The sequence below is a fragment of the Leptolyngbya sp. BC1307 genome (assembly GCF_002286735.1).
GTDB lineage: Bacteria > Cyanobacteriota > Cyanobacteriia > Phormidesmidales > Phormidesmidaceae > Phormidesmis.
Genome location: NZ_NRTA01000029.1, coordinates 26,189 through 42,389, shown reverse-complemented (window position 1 = coordinate 42,389; position 16,201 = coordinate 26,189). Strand labels below are relative to the sequence as shown.

The 16,201-nt window shown below is 54.3% G+C and carries 16 protein-coding genes; 4 read left to right on the top strand and 12 right to left on the bottom strand.

What is annotated here, in order from left to right; all coding sequences use genetic code 11:
* Positions 1 to 173: 173 nt before the first annotated feature.
* From yidC to CKL79_RS15185, 5 genes are all read right to left on the bottom strand, one after another.
* The gene (gene yidC / locus CKL79_RS15205; RefSeq protein WP_121970433.1) at positions 174 to 1,412 is read right to left on the bottom strand and encodes a membrane protein insertase YidC; all 1,239 of its coding nucleotides are present in this window, start codon (positions 1,410 to 1,412) and stop codon (positions 174 to 176) included.
* Between the two features lie 185 nt (positions 1,413 to 1,597).
* Positions 1,598 to 1,990, bottom strand: a complete 393-nt coding sequence (locus CKL79_RS15200) for a PH domain-containing protein (RefSeq protein WP_121970432.1) — start codon at positions 1,988 to 1,990, stop codon at positions 1,598 to 1,600.
* A complete protein-coding gene (rnpA, locus tag CKL79_RS15195) occupies positions 1,980 to 2,408 on the bottom strand; it encodes a ribonuclease P protein component (protein ID WP_121970431.1) in 429 nt (142 codons plus the stop codon). Before rnpA ends, CKL79_RS15200 begins: the two co-directional genes overlap by 11 nt.
* Positions 2,409 to 2,467: 59 nt before the next feature.
* A complete protein-coding gene (gene rpmH / locus CKL79_RS15190) occupies positions 2,468 to 2,605 on the bottom strand; it encodes a 50S ribosomal protein L34 (protein WP_121970430.1) in 138 nt (45 codons plus the stop codon).
* Between the two features lie 136 nt (positions 2,606 to 2,741).
* Positions 2,742 to 3,323, bottom strand: coding sequence for a DUF2808 domain-containing protein (locus CKL79_RS15185; RefSeq protein WP_121970429.1), 582 nt, complete (start codon positions 3,321 to 3,323; stop codon positions 2,742 to 2,744).
* Between the two features lie 359 nt (positions 3,324 to 3,682).
* On the opposite strand from CKL79_RS15185, the gene pntA reads away from it, so the two are divergent.
* Both pntA and pntB read left to right on the top strand, forming a co-directional pair.
* A complete protein-coding gene (gene pntA, locus CKL79_RS15180) occupies positions 3,683 to 5,308 on the top strand; it encodes a Re/Si-specific NAD(P)(+) transhydrogenase subunit alpha (RefSeq protein WP_121970428.1) in 1,626 nt (541 codons plus the stop codon).
* Between the two features lie 56 nt (positions 5,309 to 5,364).
* Positions 5,365 to 6,789, top strand: coding sequence for a Re/Si-specific NAD(P)(+) transhydrogenase subunit beta (pntB, locus tag CKL79_RS15175; protein WP_121970427.1), 1,425 nt, complete (start codon positions 5,365 to 5,367; stop codon positions 6,787 to 6,789).
* 174 nt (positions 6,790 to 6,963) lie between these two features.
* On the opposite strand, the gene CKL79_RS15170 is transcribed toward pntB, so the two are convergent.
* From CKL79_RS15170 to CKL79_RS15155, 4 genes are read right to left on the bottom strand one after another with little or no spacing between them, the layout of a single operon-like run.
* Positions 6,964 to 7,533: a plasmid pRiA4b ORF-3 family protein gene (locus CKL79_RS15170; RefSeq protein WP_121970426.1), complete on the bottom strand. Its 570-nt coding sequence runs from the start codon at positions 7,531 to 7,533 to the stop codon at positions 6,964 to 6,966.
* Between the two features lie 50 nt (positions 7,534 to 7,583).
* Positions 7,584 to 8,243 carry a glutathione S-transferase family protein gene (locus CKL79_RS15165; protein ID WP_121970425.1) on the bottom strand — a complete coding sequence of 220 codons (660 nt, stop codon included), beginning with the start codon at positions 8,241 to 8,243 and terminating at the stop codon, positions 7,584 to 7,586.
* A 26-nt stretch (positions 8,244 to 8,269) separates the two neighbouring features.
* Complete coding sequence (locus CKL79_RS15160; RefSeq protein ID WP_121970424.1) at positions 8,270 to 11,362, bottom strand: efflux RND transporter permease subunit; 3,093 nt, start codon at positions 11,360 to 11,362, stop codon at positions 8,270 to 8,272.
* A gap of 2 nt (positions 11,363 to 11,364) precedes the next feature.
* Positions 11,365 to 12,687 (bottom strand): HlyD family efflux transporter periplasmic adaptor subunit, encoded by a 1,323-nt coding sequence (locus CKL79_RS15155; protein WP_121970423.1) that lies wholly within the window; start codon positions 12,685 to 12,687, stop codon positions 11,365 to 11,367.
* Between the two features lie 84 nt (positions 12,688 to 12,771).
* Here CKL79_RS15155 and CKL79_RS15150 point away from each other — a divergent pair, with 84 nt between their 5' ends.
* Positions 12,772 to 13,326 (top strand): PadR family transcriptional regulator, encoded by a 555-nt coding sequence (locus CKL79_RS15150; protein WP_121970422.1) that lies wholly within the window; start codon positions 12,772 to 12,774, stop codon positions 13,324 to 13,326.
* A gap of 3 nt (positions 13,327 to 13,329) precedes the next feature.
* Here CKL79_RS15150 and CKL79_RS15145 read toward each other — a convergent pair whose 3' ends face one another.
* Positions 13,330 to 13,809, bottom strand: coding sequence for a GNAT family N-acetyltransferase (locus CKL79_RS15145; RefSeq protein ID WP_121970421.1), 480 nt, complete (start codon positions 13,807 to 13,809; stop codon positions 13,330 to 13,332).
* Between the two features lie 2 nt (positions 13,810 to 13,811).
* Complete coding sequence (locus CKL79_RS15140) at positions 13,812 to 14,561, bottom strand: creatininase family protein (protein WP_121970420.1); 750 nt, start codon at positions 14,559 to 14,561, stop codon at positions 13,812 to 13,814.
* Between the two features lie 228 nt (positions 14,562 to 14,789).
* Here CKL79_RS15140 and CKL79_RS15135 point away from each other — a divergent pair, with 228 nt between their 5' ends.
* The gene (locus CKL79_RS15135) at positions 14,790 to 15,089 is read left to right on the top strand and encodes a DUF6679 family protein (protein WP_121970442.1); all 300 of its coding nucleotides are present in this window, start codon (positions 14,790 to 14,792) and stop codon (positions 15,087 to 15,089) included.
* 62 nt (positions 15,090 to 15,151) lie between these two features.
* On the opposite strand, the gene CKL79_RS23200 is transcribed toward CKL79_RS15135, so the two are convergent.
* The gene (locus CKL79_RS23200; RefSeq protein ID WP_170944075.1) at positions 15,152 to 16,174 is read right to left on the bottom strand and encodes a helix-turn-helix domain-containing protein; all 1,023 of its coding nucleotides are present in this window, start codon (positions 16,172 to 16,174) and stop codon (positions 15,152 to 15,154) included.
* Between the last annotated feature and the right edge of the window lie 27 nt (positions 16,175 to 16,201).

Sequence of the window (16,201 nt, the reverse complement as noted above, 5' to 3'; positions counted from 1 at the left end):
TGCCCCTTAACTGAATTTGTGACTGGGAAACCGCTTTACCTGCGCTGCTCCCCTAGCGCTCCCTTAGCACTCTTAAGCGCAATGGCTCACCCGCCTAGAGACAGATGAGCCATCAGCTCAAAATATTTTGCTGGGATGGGGTTTTTGAATAGTTTTTGGCAGTGCCCGCTAGTCTAAGTTTTCTTCTTAGAGACCTTCTTAGAGCCAGATTTACCCGATTTGCTGCCTTTATCCTTGCTGTCGGCACTTTTAGCTGCTGCCCGCTTAGCCGCGCCGGGTTCAAAAGCGAGCTGCTCGCGCCCGTCTCCTGAGGCAACAGCCGGTTTAGCTTCTTGGGCATCTACCAGCTTTTGCAGATTTTCAGGTAGGGGCTCTCTGGAGAGAATAAATGACTGTGCCGTCTGAAAGACGTTGGCAATCACCATGTACATCAGCACCCCAGCCGGTAGGGGGAAAAAGAGAAACATGCCTGAGAAAAGAATCGGCGTGAATTTAGCGATCGCCTGCTGCTGATCGTTTTGGTCGCCGCCACCGCTTTGAGCCCCCGTAATCTGCTGGCTGGCGTACAGGCTCAATCCAAAGAAAATGATCATCCCGAGAATGTCCCAGTGGATTTCTCCATTGTCGCCAGTGACCCCAATGCGGCCCAGCTTCTCAATGAATAAAAAGCCCTTGTCAGCCGCCAGACCCGGCACCTCAGCTTGAACGGTAACATCACCGGGAGCCAACGCCTTGAGCGTACCGTCCTGCTGGATCGTTGCGATGTCGTCGCCTTTTGTGATTTTCCATTCAGGCGCTATATCGACACCTTCTTCTCTATACTCAGCTCTCAGCTCGTCTAAAGACTTGTTGTCTATGGAGCGCAGCTCAATTTTAGTGGCGTCACCCACGCCTAAGACGCTGCCAGTCGGCACTACCGCCCCCACGCGAAAGTGCTCACCATCGGCTACAAAGATGTTGCTGGGCTTGGCAACCAAAGGGGATTGCTCTACTTGCTCTATCGCCTCTTGAGGCACAATTTTCAGATTGACCGGCAGGTTGGTATTCGCAAACGGTGACCCTCGCAGCGTCGCAAACAGCGCAAACAAAATCGGCATCTGCAGAATGACCGGGAAGCAGCCCGCCAGCGGATTGCCAAACTCACCGTAGATTCCTTTGATTTCTTCTTGCTGCTTGACCGGATCGTCTTTGTAGCGCTCTTTAATTTCCGCCATGCGCTTTTGCATGATCGGGTTGGCCACCTTCATCTTTCGCATATTGCGAATAGAGCCCGCATTCAGCGGATAGAGCGCAAAGCGAATGACTAAGGTGAGGGCAACAATTGCCAACCCATAGCTAGGCACAACCCCGTAGAAAAAATCCAGGATTGGCAGCATTATATTGTTCGAAAGGAAGCCGATACCGAAGTCCATGCGTGCGCTCTTATGTGAAAGCTGTTGACTTTAATTTATCTGAATATTAGGGGTATTGACGACCGAATGCGGGATCAATCTAGCAAGTAATGCGTTCTGCGCAGTGGCCGACTGGCCTATTTTTCGGTTAACCGAACCCTGAGACCAGCCATGAGCATGACCATCGTAATCGAAGATACAAGTCTCTAAACGCCGATTGCGCCGCTAGCAACTTTTGCCTGAGGAGAAATCTTATCGGTGATGTAGTCAAAGATATCTCTGAACTTGGGCACAGCGCGCAGCTCAAACCGGCTACCGTCTTTGAGCGTAATCACCATGTCACCCCACAGCCCAAGCCCTCTTGGCACGGTGACGACTTTGGCAACTTCTGAGTAGATCAGGTCAGTGCGATCGCGCCCCATCCACCCCCCAGTAATCGAGATGCGCCGACTGGTGATCCGGTAGCGCAACCAGAGCGCTCTGACCACTGCGCCCACCGTCAAGGGAATGCAAATAATAGTAAAGGCCAACGCAATATTAAAAATCAGGTCACCCACATGAGGACCCCCCTCATAATATACGTCTTCGCTAATTGCCATGCCGTCCCTCTCGTGATTGCGTAAATATTCCTAGCTTTTTCAGCAGATATTCTAATTCTCGCAAAAAGTCGTCAAATTCGCACTCCACTGCCGCCGAACGCACAACGATAACCACCTGCCAGCCGGGTGCAACATCGGGTAAAAATCGCTGGAGAACTGCCCTGATCTGCCGCTTGATACGGTTGCGCACGACCGCTCGTTTGCTTACCTTGCGGCTGATAGAAATGCCAAAAGACGAGACCAGCGCAGACGGCTGGCCATCTGCGCTGATGCGATTATCGCTTGCTCGCTCAGTTGGCAACATTTTAGGCTTTAGCGCGCGGGCAGCTAAGTGATGGGTCGCCGCCCGCGCCCCCCGTCGATGCACCCGACCAAAATCACGAGACGATTTCAGCCGATTTTGTTGGGGTAGCGCCACAGTAAAATCCTACGGAAGCAAGCCTGAGAATACAGTCTTATTGCCGATTTGAGCTTGATCTAAGCAGCGAGCCTAGCCCGGCCTTTGCTGCGACGAGCCTTGATTACATTGCGGCCATTTTTAGTGCGCATTCTAGCTCTGAAGCCAGAAACTCTCTTGCGCTTGCGGGAGGTTCCCCCGAGAGTACGCTTTGTCATGATTCAATATTCCTGAGTGTGAGATCCTACTGCTACAGCTTTACATACGACCTTTTTCAGGCTTTGCACTTAAAGCTATCGGGTGCTTGCCGCCCTAGAGAAATCGGTAGGGTGGGGCAAGCACAGACCCACTATTCTACCGGTTGCCCATATCTTCTGCAACCAGCAGTTCCCAGGTGCCTAAGTAGCGAGGGAGCACATCACCGCGCGATTCAGCCTGCAGGTTAAAGCGGTGCATGCCAAAGCGGTTGGGGTTGCGAATGCCTTCCATCGCAATCACAAAGCTGGTGTCAGCAGGAATGTCTTCAGTGAGATAAATGTCTAACTGACTCGATTCGGGCGTCCAAACTACTTCATCGACCGGAATTTCACGCCCGCCTGAGCCTCGCCCCCGGCGTACCGTGATCTGGTCAATGTCAAAAGCGCCGCTGCGGTTGGTAAAGGCTTCAGGATAGCTGATGCGCAGCTGGGAAGCTGCGCTCTCGATGCGAGTACCTGGCACGCGCAGGTAATAAGCTGCTCGGGTGCTGCGAGGCTGGTTGTTACGCAGGGTATAAGGCAGGCGAAACTCTGAATCTACGCCGCCAAACAGCGTGATCCCCTGGTTGGTTTGAGCGACTCCAGGCTGAACTGGTAGAGCCGTCAGGGTAGTGGCGATCGCTGCGCCGGACAGGGCCACTCCTGATAAAAAACGATACATAGAACGCTTAGCAGACATTCGCGAGAACTCCTCAAAACAGGGGGTGAGTTGACTTAATGAAGTTAAGCGCAGCCGTTCAACTTGACTAGACAGGTGCAGCGCTCTCCTTATATTACGTTTAACACTGCCTGAAGAACACGCGCTTATCCAGGTGGACGGTTTCTCAAGTGAATTGGCTAGTGAGACCAGTTAACCTTGAATAAACCTCGAACGAATTCCAGATAAAGCTTAGATGAATTCCAGACAGAAGCGGGATTAGGCCCTTCAAAAACTTTTGCAAACAGACATCAACCTTTGTAATTGCCCCTTTCGCATCGCATTTCTATTCTGCCAGTATTTAACTCAAATGCTGATTGCACAGCCATAGTGGAAATGCCATGACCCTTTCAATTGAAAAGGACGCTGCTCGGGAGAACATTCCCGATCCTAAGCAGATCCCAGAAGCGACAGAAAGAACTGCCAAAAGGATTGGTATCCCTAAAGAAATTGCCGCTGGTGAGCGGCGGGTGGCGGCTACTCCCGACACGGTGAAAAAGCTGCAAAAGCTCGGTTTTGAAGTATTAGTAGAGCGCACCGCTGGAGAGACTGCAAAGTTTAGCGACAGGGCCTACCAAGCGGCAGGTTGCGAGATCATCAATACGGCTACCGAACTGTGGGAGCGAGCCGACATCATCTTAAAGGTGCAGCCCCCTCAAGATCACCCCAACGGCCAGCATGAAGCGGATCTGCTCAGCGCCGATCAATCGCTGATTAGCTTTATCTGGCCCGCTCAAAATCAAGATTTGGTCAACCATCTCTCTAGCCGTCAGGCCATAGTGCTGGCGATGGACGCCATTCCCCGGATCAGCCGCGCCCAAAAGATGGACGCGCTCAGCTCAATGGCCAACATTGCGGGCTACCGGGCCGTGATTGAGGCTGCTAATCAGTTTGGCCGCTTTTTTACCGGGCAGATTACGGCGGCAGGCAAGGTGCCGCCCTGCAAGGTCATGGTGATTGGCGCAGGTGTGGCCGGGCTCGCGGCCATTGGCGCGGCGAAAAGCCTGGGCGCAATTGTACGCGCCTTTGATACGCGGCTGGTGGCGAAAGAGCAGGTAGAGAGCCTTGGGGCAGAATTTTTGGAGCTGAGCTTCGCAGAAGACGGCTCGGGCGAGGGCGGCTACGCCAAGACGATGAGCCCAGAATTTATCGCGGCGGAGATGGCGCTGTTTGCAGAGCAGGCCAAAGAGGTTGACATTATCATCACCACAGCGCTGATCCCGGGTAAGCGTGCGCCGCTACTGGTGACTCAGGAAATGGTTGAGAGTATGAAGCCAGGCTCGGTCATAGTCGATATGGCCGCTGAGCAGGGCGGTAACTGCGCGGTGACCCAGCCAGGTGAAATTTACAGCTATCAAGATGTGACGATTGTGGGCATTACCGATTTTCCTAGCCGCATGGCCAGCCAGTCGAGCCAGCTATACGGCACCAACTTGTATCACCTGCTCAGCGACATGGGCGGTTCAGACGATTACAAAATTGACCTGGAAGATGAGGCCGTTCGCGGCGCGCTGATCACTTACGAGGGCGAAGTTACCTGGCCAGCACCCAAACCGGAGAAACCGCCTGCCCCCATAGCAAAACCGGCAGCAGTCGTGCAGCCGCTTGTCGCTGAGAAGAAGGCTTCACCCCTGGTCAAATGGGTTGGGCTAACTGCGCTGGCCAGCGGCATTATCGCGATTGGCCTGATCGCGCCACCTTCTTTCCTATCGCACTTTACGGTGTTTATTTTGGCCTGCTTTGTGGGCTGGCAGGTGATTTGGAATGTCAGCCCGTCGCTGCACACGCCACTGATGAGTGTGACCAATGCGATTAGTGGGATCATTGTTATTGGCGGGCTTTTACAGCTTTCGGGCGAATGGACGACGACGACTGTATTGGGAGCGATCGCCATCCTGGTTGGCACTATCAATATCTCAGGCGGATTTCTAGTTACTCAGCGAATGCTGAAGATGTTCCGTAAGTAATTCATCCCCTGTCTATCGAAAATCTGACCGCTACAGAAATTCAAGGAATCAACCTCATGTCCAATAATTTAGTGACGGTCGCTTACATCGCGGCCATCGTCCTGTTCATTTTGAGCTTGGGCGGACTGTCCAACCAGGAGACGGCTAAGCGCGGTAATCTCTACGGCATTATCGGCATGGCGCTAGCGATTGGTGCAACGGCCTTTAGCGCCGGGGTGAGCAACTACACGGCGCTGATCGCAGTGATTGTGCCCGGTGTAGTAATCGGCGCATTTTTGGCTTCGCGGGTAGAGATGACCGAAATGCCCGAGCTGGTGGCGGTGCTGCACAGCTTCGTCGGTCTCGCGGCGGTGCTAGTCGGCATTGGCAACTATTTGCAGCCTGAGTCTGGTCTGGTCGGCGCAGAAGAAACCATTCACATGATTGAAATTTATGTGGGTGTGTTTATTGGGGCAGTGACCTTTACTGGCTCGGTCGTTGCCTTCGGCAAGCTGAAGGCGATTATCAGCAGCAAGCCCCTGACGCTGCCGGGACGGCATCTGCTGAATATGGGTCTACTGATTGGGACGGTAGCCCTGGGCTTCGTCTTTATGGGCGCAGAAGGCAACGCTGGGCTTCCTGCCTTGCTCGGGATGTGCGGCTTGGCAGGTTTACTCGGGATGCACCTGGTCGCTGCCATCGGTGGGGCCGATATGCCCGTCGTGATTTCTATGCTGAATAGCTACTCGGGCTGGGCAGCAGCGGCGGCGGGCTTTATGCTCTCGAACGATCTGCTGATTGTGACCGGGGCGCTGGTCGGCAGCAGCGGGGCGATTTTGAGCATCATTATGTGTCAGGCAATGAATCGCTCTTTTATCAGTGTGATTTTGGGCGGCTTTGGCCAGGGCGCAAAGTCGAGCGGTGGCAGTACAGCGCCGGGGGGCAGTGCGACTTCTATTACGGTGGAAGAAACCGTTGAGCTGCTGAACGATGCGAGCAGCGTGATCATTACGCCGGGCTATGGCATGGCGGTGGCGCAGGCGCAGCACGCAGTGGCTGATATTACGAAAATTTTGCGCGATCGCGGCACAACCGTTCGCTTCGGTATTCATCCGGTTGCCGGTCGGTTACCGGGTCATATGAACGTCCTCCTTGCAGAAGCCAACGTCCCTTACGATATCGTGCTCGAAATGGACGAAATCAATGAAGACTTTGCCGATACCGACGTGGTGCTAGTAATTGGCGCTAACGATACGGTGAATCCGAGCGCATTGGACGATCCGGCTAGCCCGATTGCGGGAATGCCCGTGCTGGAAGTGTGGAAGGCGGCGAATGTGATCGTGATGAAGCGCAGTCTTTCTGTGGGCTATGCGGGTGTAGACAATCCGCTGTTTTACAAAGACAATTCGCAAATGCTCTTTGGCGATGCCAAGGCGAATGTGTCGGCGATTTTGGCGGAGATGCAGAAGACGGCGAAGATCCTGGCGATGGCTGGGGCCTAATATAGTGTTGGTCACTTTGCTGAGGTATATCACCCCGGCTAAAAGCCTTATGTTGCAACGGGTAAAGTGACTCGCGGTTCCTGAATGCATCTGGGAACCGCTATATGCAAGTCAGAAGCCGAAAAACGATCTTATGAATTCTACCTAATGGGCGCGATTAGGCGCGATCGCTCCCTACCTGATCTGTTTCAATTGCTGATTGGTGCTCGCCAGATCAAACGCCTCGGCGTCAAAGTCGCCGCCCACCCATTCCAGCATCTCCTCGTGCTCTGGATTTTCAGGATCGCTAAGGGTTTCTAAAAGCTCGGCATATCCCCAAACGCCGCCACAATCTTCGGGCGGGCAGGCGCGTTTGCCCTTGATGCAAATGGGGTAGCGCACCTCAGGGTCAGCGGGTAACACCTTTTCGACCAGGATCTGATGATCCCAACTATCGCCCATGTCGTAAACGTAGGCAAATTTAAACTTTTCTCCGGTGACAAACGTATTCAGGCGCACGTTGCGCTCACTGCGAATATCGAGATCGTACTCTGGCATGGGCTCCCCGTAAGCTTCGCCCAAAATCTCAAACTCGTGCATATGGCAGCTATACCAGCCCATCGCCACCTGGATAATTTTGTGCAGCTTGCCCAGCGTGATGTTGCTGGCGACCTGTACCCGTCGCCAAATCGGTGGGCGCGCGCCACTCAGAGTAATTTTGAGCTGATAAACCGTTTGAGTAGGCGCTTTCTTTGCAGGAGCCATTATCAAATCTACTAAGTGATCTGTACTGAATTTTACTCCCCTTATGGTAGTCAGGCACGAGTACGCTGCCGCTGTCGTCGCTTCACCTGAAGCTGTATCCATCGTTTCCACTGCTGAAAGTCGTCATCGTTAGGATTAGTTTGCTGCCAGCTAGGGCGCTCCATAATGCGAGCCTGCCAGCGGGAGAGCGACTCATAAGTTTGTAAGGATATGCCTAATCGGCTGAAGAGAGGGACAGTCGAGCCGGTGATAATGTCGGCTAAGTTCAGGCGATCGCCCCCAAAATAATCACCTTCTCCCAACTGCTCGTCTAAAAATCGAAAGCAGGTCTCCAGATGATCTTTCTTTTCTGTCGATAAAGACTGGTTCTCAGCGTTCACAATAGCCACTAGCTGAGTAATCACCTCGTTGGTCACCACCATTTGCACCATACGCATTTTTGCCAGGCCAGCAGGCGCAATAGGCGAAAGAGAATTTTGCGGAAACTGGTGGTCGAGATAGTCGAGGATAGCCAGCGATTCAATCAGGTGAACGTCGTCGTGGACTAAAACCGGCACGTGATGAAACGGACTGATGGCTAGAAAGTTGGGTTCAAATTGCTTGCCCCGCAAATCGACAATGACAGGATTGAAGGGAATCTCTTTTTCCAATAGCGCCCACCAGACCCGGCGAGCGATAGGAGACAGGGGGTGATAGTAGAGTTTCAGCATGGGAGACCTTCCAGGGGAGGGGGAGATTATGTCTGGACTTTCAGGGTTGGGGCTGCTTTGGGGTTTTGCCTGAAGCTTAAGATGTAAGCAGCTGGGATGAAGTAAAGGGCTAGCAGAGTTGCGCCGCCGAGACCGCCTGCGATCGCAATTGCCAGCGGTGGCCAAAACCCGGTTGTATCTAGCATCAGCGGTACAAAGCCAACAATTGTCGTCACCGTGGTCGCGATCACGTGCCGGGTCGCTTTGCGCACCACATGGACAGTCGCCTTGACATCGCCTATTCGAGCCTGCGGATCTTCTCGCAGCGCCGCTAGCACCACAATCGAATCGTTAATTGCCAGACCAATCAGACCCAGTGTGCCTAAAATTGCAGTGAAGCCAAAGATAGAGTCGAATAGCCACAGGGCCATAGCGGCTAAGCCCACTGCGCAGATGGCGACCACTGCCAGGAGACCAGCGATCGCAAATGAATTAAACGACAGCACCAGCGTCGCCGTCATCAAAATCATCAGGACGCCAACCGAAGCCAGCAGGTTACCGACCGCGCTACCTCTCGCATCGGCCTCGCCGCCATACTCAATACGATAGCCCGTTGGCAGCTCAAAGTTGCTCTCTTCTAGCTGCTGACGAAAGCTTGTGAGGGCCGCGTCAGGTAAGGCTCCCGCTTTGAGAAAAGCCTGCACGGTGTTCACTCGCTGACCGTCGTAGTGGGCGATGGTAGCGATGTCGGGTACCAGGCTGATGTCGGCGACGGCTGATAGGGGGACAGTGGTGGAGCCAGCTTGAGGAGAAAGGAGATCGGTGGAGGCGATCGCGCCCAAATCACCTCGCACATCGTCTCCTACCCGCACGCGCACCGGAATATCTTCGGTGTCTTCTCGCAAGGAGCCGCCGACGGTGCCTTCTAGCGTGCTGTTGAGTTGAGAAGCGATCGCGCCATTATCCAACCCCGTTCGCCGCGCCGCTACTTCATCTACACTCAGGGCCAGCTTGGGCTGCGCTTCGGTGAGTCCGGCTCGCGTGTGGATGACGTCCGGAATTTGTGATAGTTCGCCGCGAAGCTGATTGCCCAGCGATCTCAGTCCCGACAGCTCAGAACCATATAGCCGTAGCTCAATCGGCGCGTCGAAAGGCGGGCCTTGTTCTAGCTGCCTGACCAGTATCTGCGCTTCCGGAAACGCCTCGTCTAGCTGCTGCTGTAAGGTGGTGATTGTCTCTCGCAAATTCTCGGTGTTGTTGAGCTGTACAAGCCCTTGCGCATAGTCGGGGGCGTTCTCTTTGTTTGCGACCACGTTATAGAAAAAAGAAGGCGCGCTTTTGCCCAGGAACCAGTGCACGTCTGAGACGGCGGGGTGTTGTTGAATGAGATTGCGGGCGGAGAGGACTTGCGACCGGGTCAAGGCCATTGCACTTTGCGCCGGTAGCTCAAACTCAATTTGAAACTGGTCGCGATTGGTCGGCGGAAAAAACTGCTGCGGTAAGCTCGCAAACTGGACAAACCCCACCACCGGTAAAATCATTGCCAGTCCGATCCCCAGCACCGGACGGCGAAACATCACGCCCAGGCTACGAGTGTAAAAACTGCTCAGCGACCGATTGGCAAATCCGCCTTCCCACCAGCTCGACGCCGCCGAACGAGCGGGCCAGCGTCGGTAAATCAGGCCGATAATCGCGGCAACCACTGTGAGAGAGAGCGCCAGAGAACTGAGCAAAGCCAGAATGACGGTAGTGCCAATCGTGCCGATAAACTCGCCTGTGCCACCAGGTGAGGTGGCAATCGGTACAAAGGCCAGCACCGTTGTCAGCGTAGAAGCCAGCAGCGGTACAGTCAAATGCTTTACGGTGTCGCCGACTGCTGTTGACGGGTGCATGCCCTCTCCCAGCCGAATCTGCACCTCATCGACGACCACAATGGCGTTGTCGATCAGCAGGCCCAGCGCAATAATCAGCCCGGTTACCGACATTTGGTGCAGCGGAATCCCTAGCGACTTCATACAGCCAAACACCATCAGCGTCGTCAGCGGTAGGGCCAGTCCCACCGTCAGCGCCGACCGCCAGCCCAGCAAAAACAGTGACACCACTATCACCAGCACCGAACTCATCAACAGGTTGCCAATGACGCCATTCAGCCGCTGCTGCACGTACTCACTCTGATCGAGTACCACCGTCAAACTCAGGCCATCGGAAAGATTGCCCTCAAAGTTTGCCAGCACCTGCTTGGCATTCTCAGCCCAGTCATCCACCCGAAAGCTAGATTCTACCTGCGCCGACAGCACGACAGCGGGCTTACCGCCAATCAGCGCCAGCTCATCCGCCGGTTCTCTCACGGCTTTATCGACGCTGGCAATATCACCCAGCAAGCTAACCTGTCCCGACTCTCCTATCTGAATCGGAATCTGTCGCACTCTCTCTAAAGATTCCAGCGCACTGTTCACCTCCAACAACAGCTCATTGGTTGTCCCCTGCAGTTTACCTGCTGAGACTTTGGCATCGCTCGCCTGCACCTGCTGCGCCACCATTTGCGCGGTCAGCCCCAATTTAGCCGCCGCAAACTGATCGATATTGACCTGAATCTCTTCCTCTGCCAGACCAAATAGCTCGACTTTTTCAGTGCCTGGAATCGCCTCCAGATCGTCTTTTAAGTCTTCAGCCACCCGCTGCAAAATTGCAGAATTTACCGGCGAGTCGAGATCCCAAGTCAATCCCGCGATCAGCGCATTGGCTTTCACATCGGCATCTTCGTACGCGGGCTCCAGCGCACTAGGCGGGAGTTCTGGCGTCACATCTTCTAGCTTGCTGCGAATCTTGGCCCATACGGGGGCTACATCTGCCACCGTATCTTTCAGCGCTATAGTCACCACCGAAATATTGGGGCCAGATTTCGATTCAATATTGTCTATTTCTTTAACATCTGAAAACTCATCTTCGATTTTATCGGTGATCAAAGATTCGACCCGCTCGGCACTCGCTCCCGGAAATATCGTGGTGATGGTTGAGTTTCGCTGAACAATTTCAGGATCTTCCAAGCGAGGCAGCGTAAAAAAAGATGAAGCACCCCAGACAACAATCAGTGTCAGGGTTAAAAAGAGAAGCTGACGATTGCGATAGAACAGATTCATGGTTATTCCTCGCGAGGGGTGACTAGCTGATCGGCAACAACGCGATGAGTCCCGCTGGTGATAATGCGATCGCCCCCCTCCACCAGCCCTCTGACAAACGAGCGATCGCCCTCGGTGTGCAGCACCGCTACATCTCGCCGCGCTACCCGATACGTATCGGAGTCATCAGGAGACAGTACATAGACTGACCAGAGACCGCGATCGCCCGCAACCAGCGCCGTACTCGGTAGCCAGTAGCCCGCAGCAGTCTGCTGTTCATCGGTCAGCAGCCGAGCCGTAGCCCCAATCGTCACCTCCGCATCGTCTGCCAGCTCTAAAACGACCGTCACCGTTTGACTGGCTTCATCGACTATAGGCAATCGCGCTGTCACCACTGCCAAATATGTTCGTCCGCCGACCTGCACGCTCTGCCGACTGCCGGTGGCCAATCTCTGCGACACCGCTGCGGGCACTCCCACCCGCGCTTCCACCGTGCCATTTTCCACCAGCGTCACTACCTGCTGACCACTGCCGACCACCGTGCCCTCATCCACTGCTCGCGATGACACTTTGCCGCTAAAGGGCGCGGTTAAAACGCTTTTATCGAGTGAAATATCAAGGGCGCGAATGCGGGCGTCGATTTGGTCAACCTCGGCCACCTGCGCGGAAACCTGTTCCTGCCGGGTGCCGTTGCGCAGTTTGTCTAGCTGGCTTTGGGCCTGTTGAAGTCGCTCGGCGATCGCATTTGCCCCAAACTGCTTTTCATCCAGTTCTTCTTTAGAAATTGCCCCCTGCGCGTACAGCTCAGCCCGCCGATTTGCCTGCAACTGCGCCAGCTCTAGCTGATTGTCCAGGTCGCTCACCGCTGCTTGCGCCGCCGAAATATCTTCCCGACGCGGCCCCGTTTCCAACTCCTGTAGCTGCGCTAAAACCTGCCTCTTTTGCGCCTCTAACTGCTGCCGTTGCGCCTCCAAATCGCGCATATCTAGCCTTGCTAAGAGCCCGCCTGCCGCCACAACATCGCCTTCATCTGCCAGCAGCGCCATCACCGTCCCCGCCCGCTCAAACCCCAGCTCACTGCTGCGCCGCGCCACAATCTCCCCGGTGTAAACCCGCTCTACTACGTAGCTATCTTCGGACTGCAAGCGCATTGTCTCCACCGGCAGCGCTTGCTGTGCCTCCGCCACCTCAGCCGTTTCGCCGCCGTTTCTGACTACCCAAATCACTGGTAGCAAAGCCAGCGGCAGCAACAGCATCCACTTACGCCAACCGACAGTGAAATTAAACCGACCTCTATACCGCGAAGCTGACTCTGACAAATCCGACTGGGATGACGTTGTGGCCATACTCAATTAGTTGATATTCAACATGTTGCCTACTGCTCTTTCAAAGTATACTCAACATGTTGGATATGTCAATTTAGAATTTTAATGGCTCTAGCGCACACCATCTTGGCCCTGCTCGCCAAGCATCCAGACAGCGGATACGAGATCAGCAAGCACTTTGACGAAGAGCTAAGCTGCTACTGGAAGGCGACTCAGCAGCAGGTATACCGGGAGCTGGGCAAGCTAGAGAAGCAAGGGTGGGCTAGCTATGAAACGGTGCCTCAGGCAGGCAAACCTGACAAAAAGCTGTATCACATTACTGATCTGGGCTGGAAAGAACTGACCCGCTGGTATGCAGAGCCAACAGAACCCACGCCAATTCGCGAAGATCTGCTGGTAAAGGTATTGATTGGCCACAAAATGCCCCGGCAGCTTCTGGCTCAAGAGTTGCATCATAGACAGCAGATACACAGCGATAAACTCGCTCGCTACCGAGAGATAGAGTCAGCCCATTTCTCTAGCGGCAAAAACGACGCTGAAATGCAGTTTATGTACCTCACCCTAAAACGGGGAATTGCCTATGAAACATCCTGGCTGACCTGGTGTGATGAGGTGACCAAGGTAATTACTGACGCTAGCGGCGAGCTGACAGATGGTTGAGGGCTATTGCATTGTCTGCCACTCAGCCCACGAAATCTCTTTGCCTGGAAAACCTACCTGCTTAAATGGCCAGTCCTCAGCGATCCATGTCTTCACGGCTGCTAGCAGCCGATCTTCTAAGCCACTAGCTAGCTCACTCTGCCGAACCCATAAGATCACCTGAGCGTCATAGTTTGCTGGCACTGCTGGGTAGATGTACACACAGCCCAGAGTGCGCGTTTCACCCAAACTGGCTACGGTGTATGCAAAAGAAGTGCGGTTTTGAAATTCTTTTTGGTGCCAGCCTAGATCAATTAAGTCTTGCTCAAGGCTGAGATCGGCGGCGGGCCAGGGGCTTTGTGGCCCAAAGACGCCGCGCAGATGGTCGCGGCTGGTCATGACCGCCTCGTAGTCTTTGACGACATCGTTAATCGTGAGCATCCGCAGCCGAAATTCGTCAGTGACTAAGCCTGCGGGTACAACAAATTCGGGCGGTACCAGCATGACTACGCCTCCTGCAAGAAGGCCAAATAACGATTGCTCAGCTCTTTGACCGCTAGCTCATAAAACTGCTGACCGTGCTCCGGCGTGGCCAGAGCTGGATTGGAGCCCATGCGCCCGTCAGCATAGAACTGACGAAAATCAGTGGCGCTGTAGATAGAGCGACCAGTGGGGGCGATCGCTGGAGAGAGCGGCGATCGCTTAATCGTCTCAGGATAGATAAATTGTGTCAGCGCGACCTCGCTCGGGGTTGCATGAGACCCTTCTTGATCGCCATAGAGCTGTTGGGCCAGCTCACCGACAGCATTACTCTGGTACCAGTTCGCGAGCTTACAGCGCACCTGACCGGCATTGGCGAGGTTGGCATCGGCGATCGCTGCATAGGTCTCCGAAAAAGCCGCCTTCATAGAGGCCACATTGCCGCCGTGCCCGTTGATAAAGTAAAAGCGCTCAAAGCCGTTTCGTGCTAGCGGCTTCACATAGTCTTGAATCAGAGCAATCAGCGTGCTGGGCCGCAAACTGACGCTGCCAGGAAAGGCCAGATGGTGCAGCGCCATGCCCACATTGATCGTCGGGCCAACCAGTGCTCCAGTCGCTTCGCCGACGCCTTTGGCGACCACTTCGGCGCAGATAGCATCCGTGCCGATCAGACCCGTCGGGCCGTGCTGTTCGGTAGAGCCGATAGGGAAAATGATGCCGCGCGATCGCGTTAGGTAGTCTTCTACTTCTGGCCAGGTGGATAGGTGTAGCTGCATGGGGTTTTTCTAGGGGAGACAGGAGGCAGGAGGCAGGAGAGACAATTTTATGCTCAGTCTGGTCTGATCTGTTTTGGCGGTTTGACAGAGCGCTTTAAAAGTAGCGTATGGTCGCTTCATTGAGTGGCTACCGGCTTTTTTATCACTTCTGGGTGCTCTGCTAAAATAGAAGTTACTGCAAGCACCTTATTTAAGGCGTTTGTCAGCCATATCCAGACCTGCAAAACCATGCTGCAACGTAAGATCTATCAACTCTCCTGCGAGGGCCGCGAAGTGCAAATCTTTTTGCGCGACCAGCAGCGCTGGATTGAGTCGGCCACCATCTCGGGTATAGAGGGCGATCTGGTGACTCTGCGCTACGAAACTGAAGACGAAGACGAGATCTGTGCCTGGGAAGAGATGGTTCGCATTGAGAGCATTGGCGCAGTCAGCCAAAAGCTAGCCAGCGTTCCGAAAGGCCACATCGAGCTGCCGCTGACTAACGACTGCCCCGATGCCGAGCAAATGCACGACAAGCGCGATCGCTAACCCTCCCGTCTCCCGTTTACTGTCTCCTGCTTACTGTCTTCTGTCTCCTGCCCAGCCCTTTTCTAATCCTTCCCAGCCAGATCGTACACCTGCCCATCCACCAGCAGCCGGGTAATTCCCTTCGCCTGCAGATACGGACTGGTGCGCGTAATGATATTGCCATCGGGCACTTTTATCACCCGCTGCTTATTGCGAGAAAACCGCCTTGCCACCCGGTGATTGTCAAAGACTGGCAGCGTTTGGGCCTTTTCTTCTGAAGTCGGAATCTGGCCCAAGTCGGCAAATTCGCTCAGGGGCCGGGTGATCAGCTCAGATCGCATATCTACGACCAGATAACAGGGCTTGGGCAGCACCGCCGTCCCTAGCGGCATAATTTCTACCGCGATTCCTGAGTGAAACTTAGGCTGAGGGGTGGCGTCATCGCTATCTTCGTCTTCGTCGTCGTCTTCATCATCTATGTCATCATCGCCAAAGTCGTCTCCCAGAGTTTCATCTAACCCCAGCAGGTCATCGTCATCATCATCCTCGTCGCTGTCGGCAGTAGCACTGACGAGGATGGGCGCAGGCGGCGACTGAGGGCGGCTATCGACAGGGCTATCAGTGTCATCAGCGTCATCGGTAGCATCGGGAGATAGCAGGTGCAGCTGTTCGTCGTCATCTGCCTGTTTGCTGGTCTGGCGTCGTCGCCGAGAAGCGGTTGACTTTTCTTTGACCCCTTTTTCTTTGATTTCTTTTTCTTTGACTTCCTTTTCTTTGTCCTCTTTTTCAGCAGTGGTTTTGAGCTTGGGCGGCTCAACTCGTGACGGCTCTGCGGTGTCATCCGCCGCTGGCTGGCTGTCCTGGCTCTGAGCAGCTTCTACTTTAGTCGCGGCGGGCGTCTCTATCTTTTTATCCGTCCCGGCCATGCGCTTCTGCGAAATCAGTGCGCTGTACTCATCGGGGGGCAACGTCGTCTTTAAAATTCGGCTAATTGTGCTATTACTGACACCATATTGCTCAGCCAACGTCGAGGTCGTTTGGCCGGGCTGCCTGTACAGCTCAATGATGTCGCTTTTATCCGAGTCAGACAGTTTTCGCGGAGCCATGCTGCCAGTATTCCGTCACAGTTGCCG

Bases quoted from the DNA above. Each gene is read 5' to 3' on its own strand.
- yidC (WP_121970433.1), bottom strand. From the start codon at position 1,412: ATGGACTTCGGTATCGGCTTCCTTTCGAACAATATAATGCTGCCAATC.
- CKL79_RS15200 (WP_121970432.1), bottom strand. From the start codon at position 1,990: ATGGCAATTAGCGAAGACGTATATTATGAGGGGGGTCCTCATGTGGGT.
- rpmH (WP_121970430.1), bottom strand. From the start codon at position 2,605: ATGACAAAGCGTACTCTCGGGGGAACCTCCCGCAAGCGCAAGAGAGTT.
- CKL79_RS15185 (WP_121970429.1), bottom strand. From the start codon at position 3,323: ATGTCTGCTAAGCGTTCTATGTATCGTTTTTTATCAGGAGTGGCCCTG.
- pntA (WP_121970428.1), top strand. From the start codon at position 3,683: ATGACCCTTTCAATTGAAAAGGACGCTGCTCGGGAGAACATTCCCGAT.
- pntB (WP_121970427.1), top strand. From the start codon at position 5,365: ATGTCCAATAATTTAGTGACGGTCGCTTACATCGCGGCCATCGTCCTG.
- CKL79_RS15170 (WP_121970426.1), bottom strand. From the start codon at position 7,533: ATGGCTCCTGCAAAGAAAGCGCCTACTCAAACGGTTTATCAGCTCAAA.
- CKL79_RS15165 (WP_121970425.1), bottom strand. From the start codon at position 8,243: ATGCTGAAACTCTACTATCACCCCCTGTCTCCTATCGCTCGCCGGGTC.
- CKL79_RS15160 (WP_121970424.1), bottom strand. From the start codon at position 11,362: ATGAATCTGTTCTATCGCAATCGTCAGCTTCTCTTTTTAACCCTGACA.
- CKL79_RS15155 (WP_121970423.1), bottom strand. From the start codon at position 12,687: ATGGCCACAACGTCATCCCAGTCGGATTTGTCAGAGTCAGCTTCGCGG.
- CKL79_RS15150 (WP_121970422.1), top strand. From the start codon at position 12,772: ATGGCTCTAGCGCACACCATCTTGGCCCTGCTCGCCAAGCATCCAGAC.
- CKL79_RS15145 (WP_121970421.1), bottom strand. From the start codon at position 13,809: ATGCTGGTACCGCCCGAATTTGTTGTACCCGCAGGCTTAGTCACTGAC.
- CKL79_RS15140 (WP_121970420.1), bottom strand. From the start codon at position 14,561: ATGCAGCTACACCTATCCACCTGGCCAGAAGTAGAAGACTACCTAACG.
- CKL79_RS15135 (WP_121970442.1), top strand. From the start codon at position 14,790: ATGCTGCAACGTAAGATCTATCAACTCTCCTGCGAGGGCCGCGAAGTG.
- CKL79_RS23200 (WP_170944075.1), bottom strand. From the start codon at position 16,174: ATGGCTCCGCGAAAACTGTCTGACTCGGATAAAAGCGACATCATTGAG.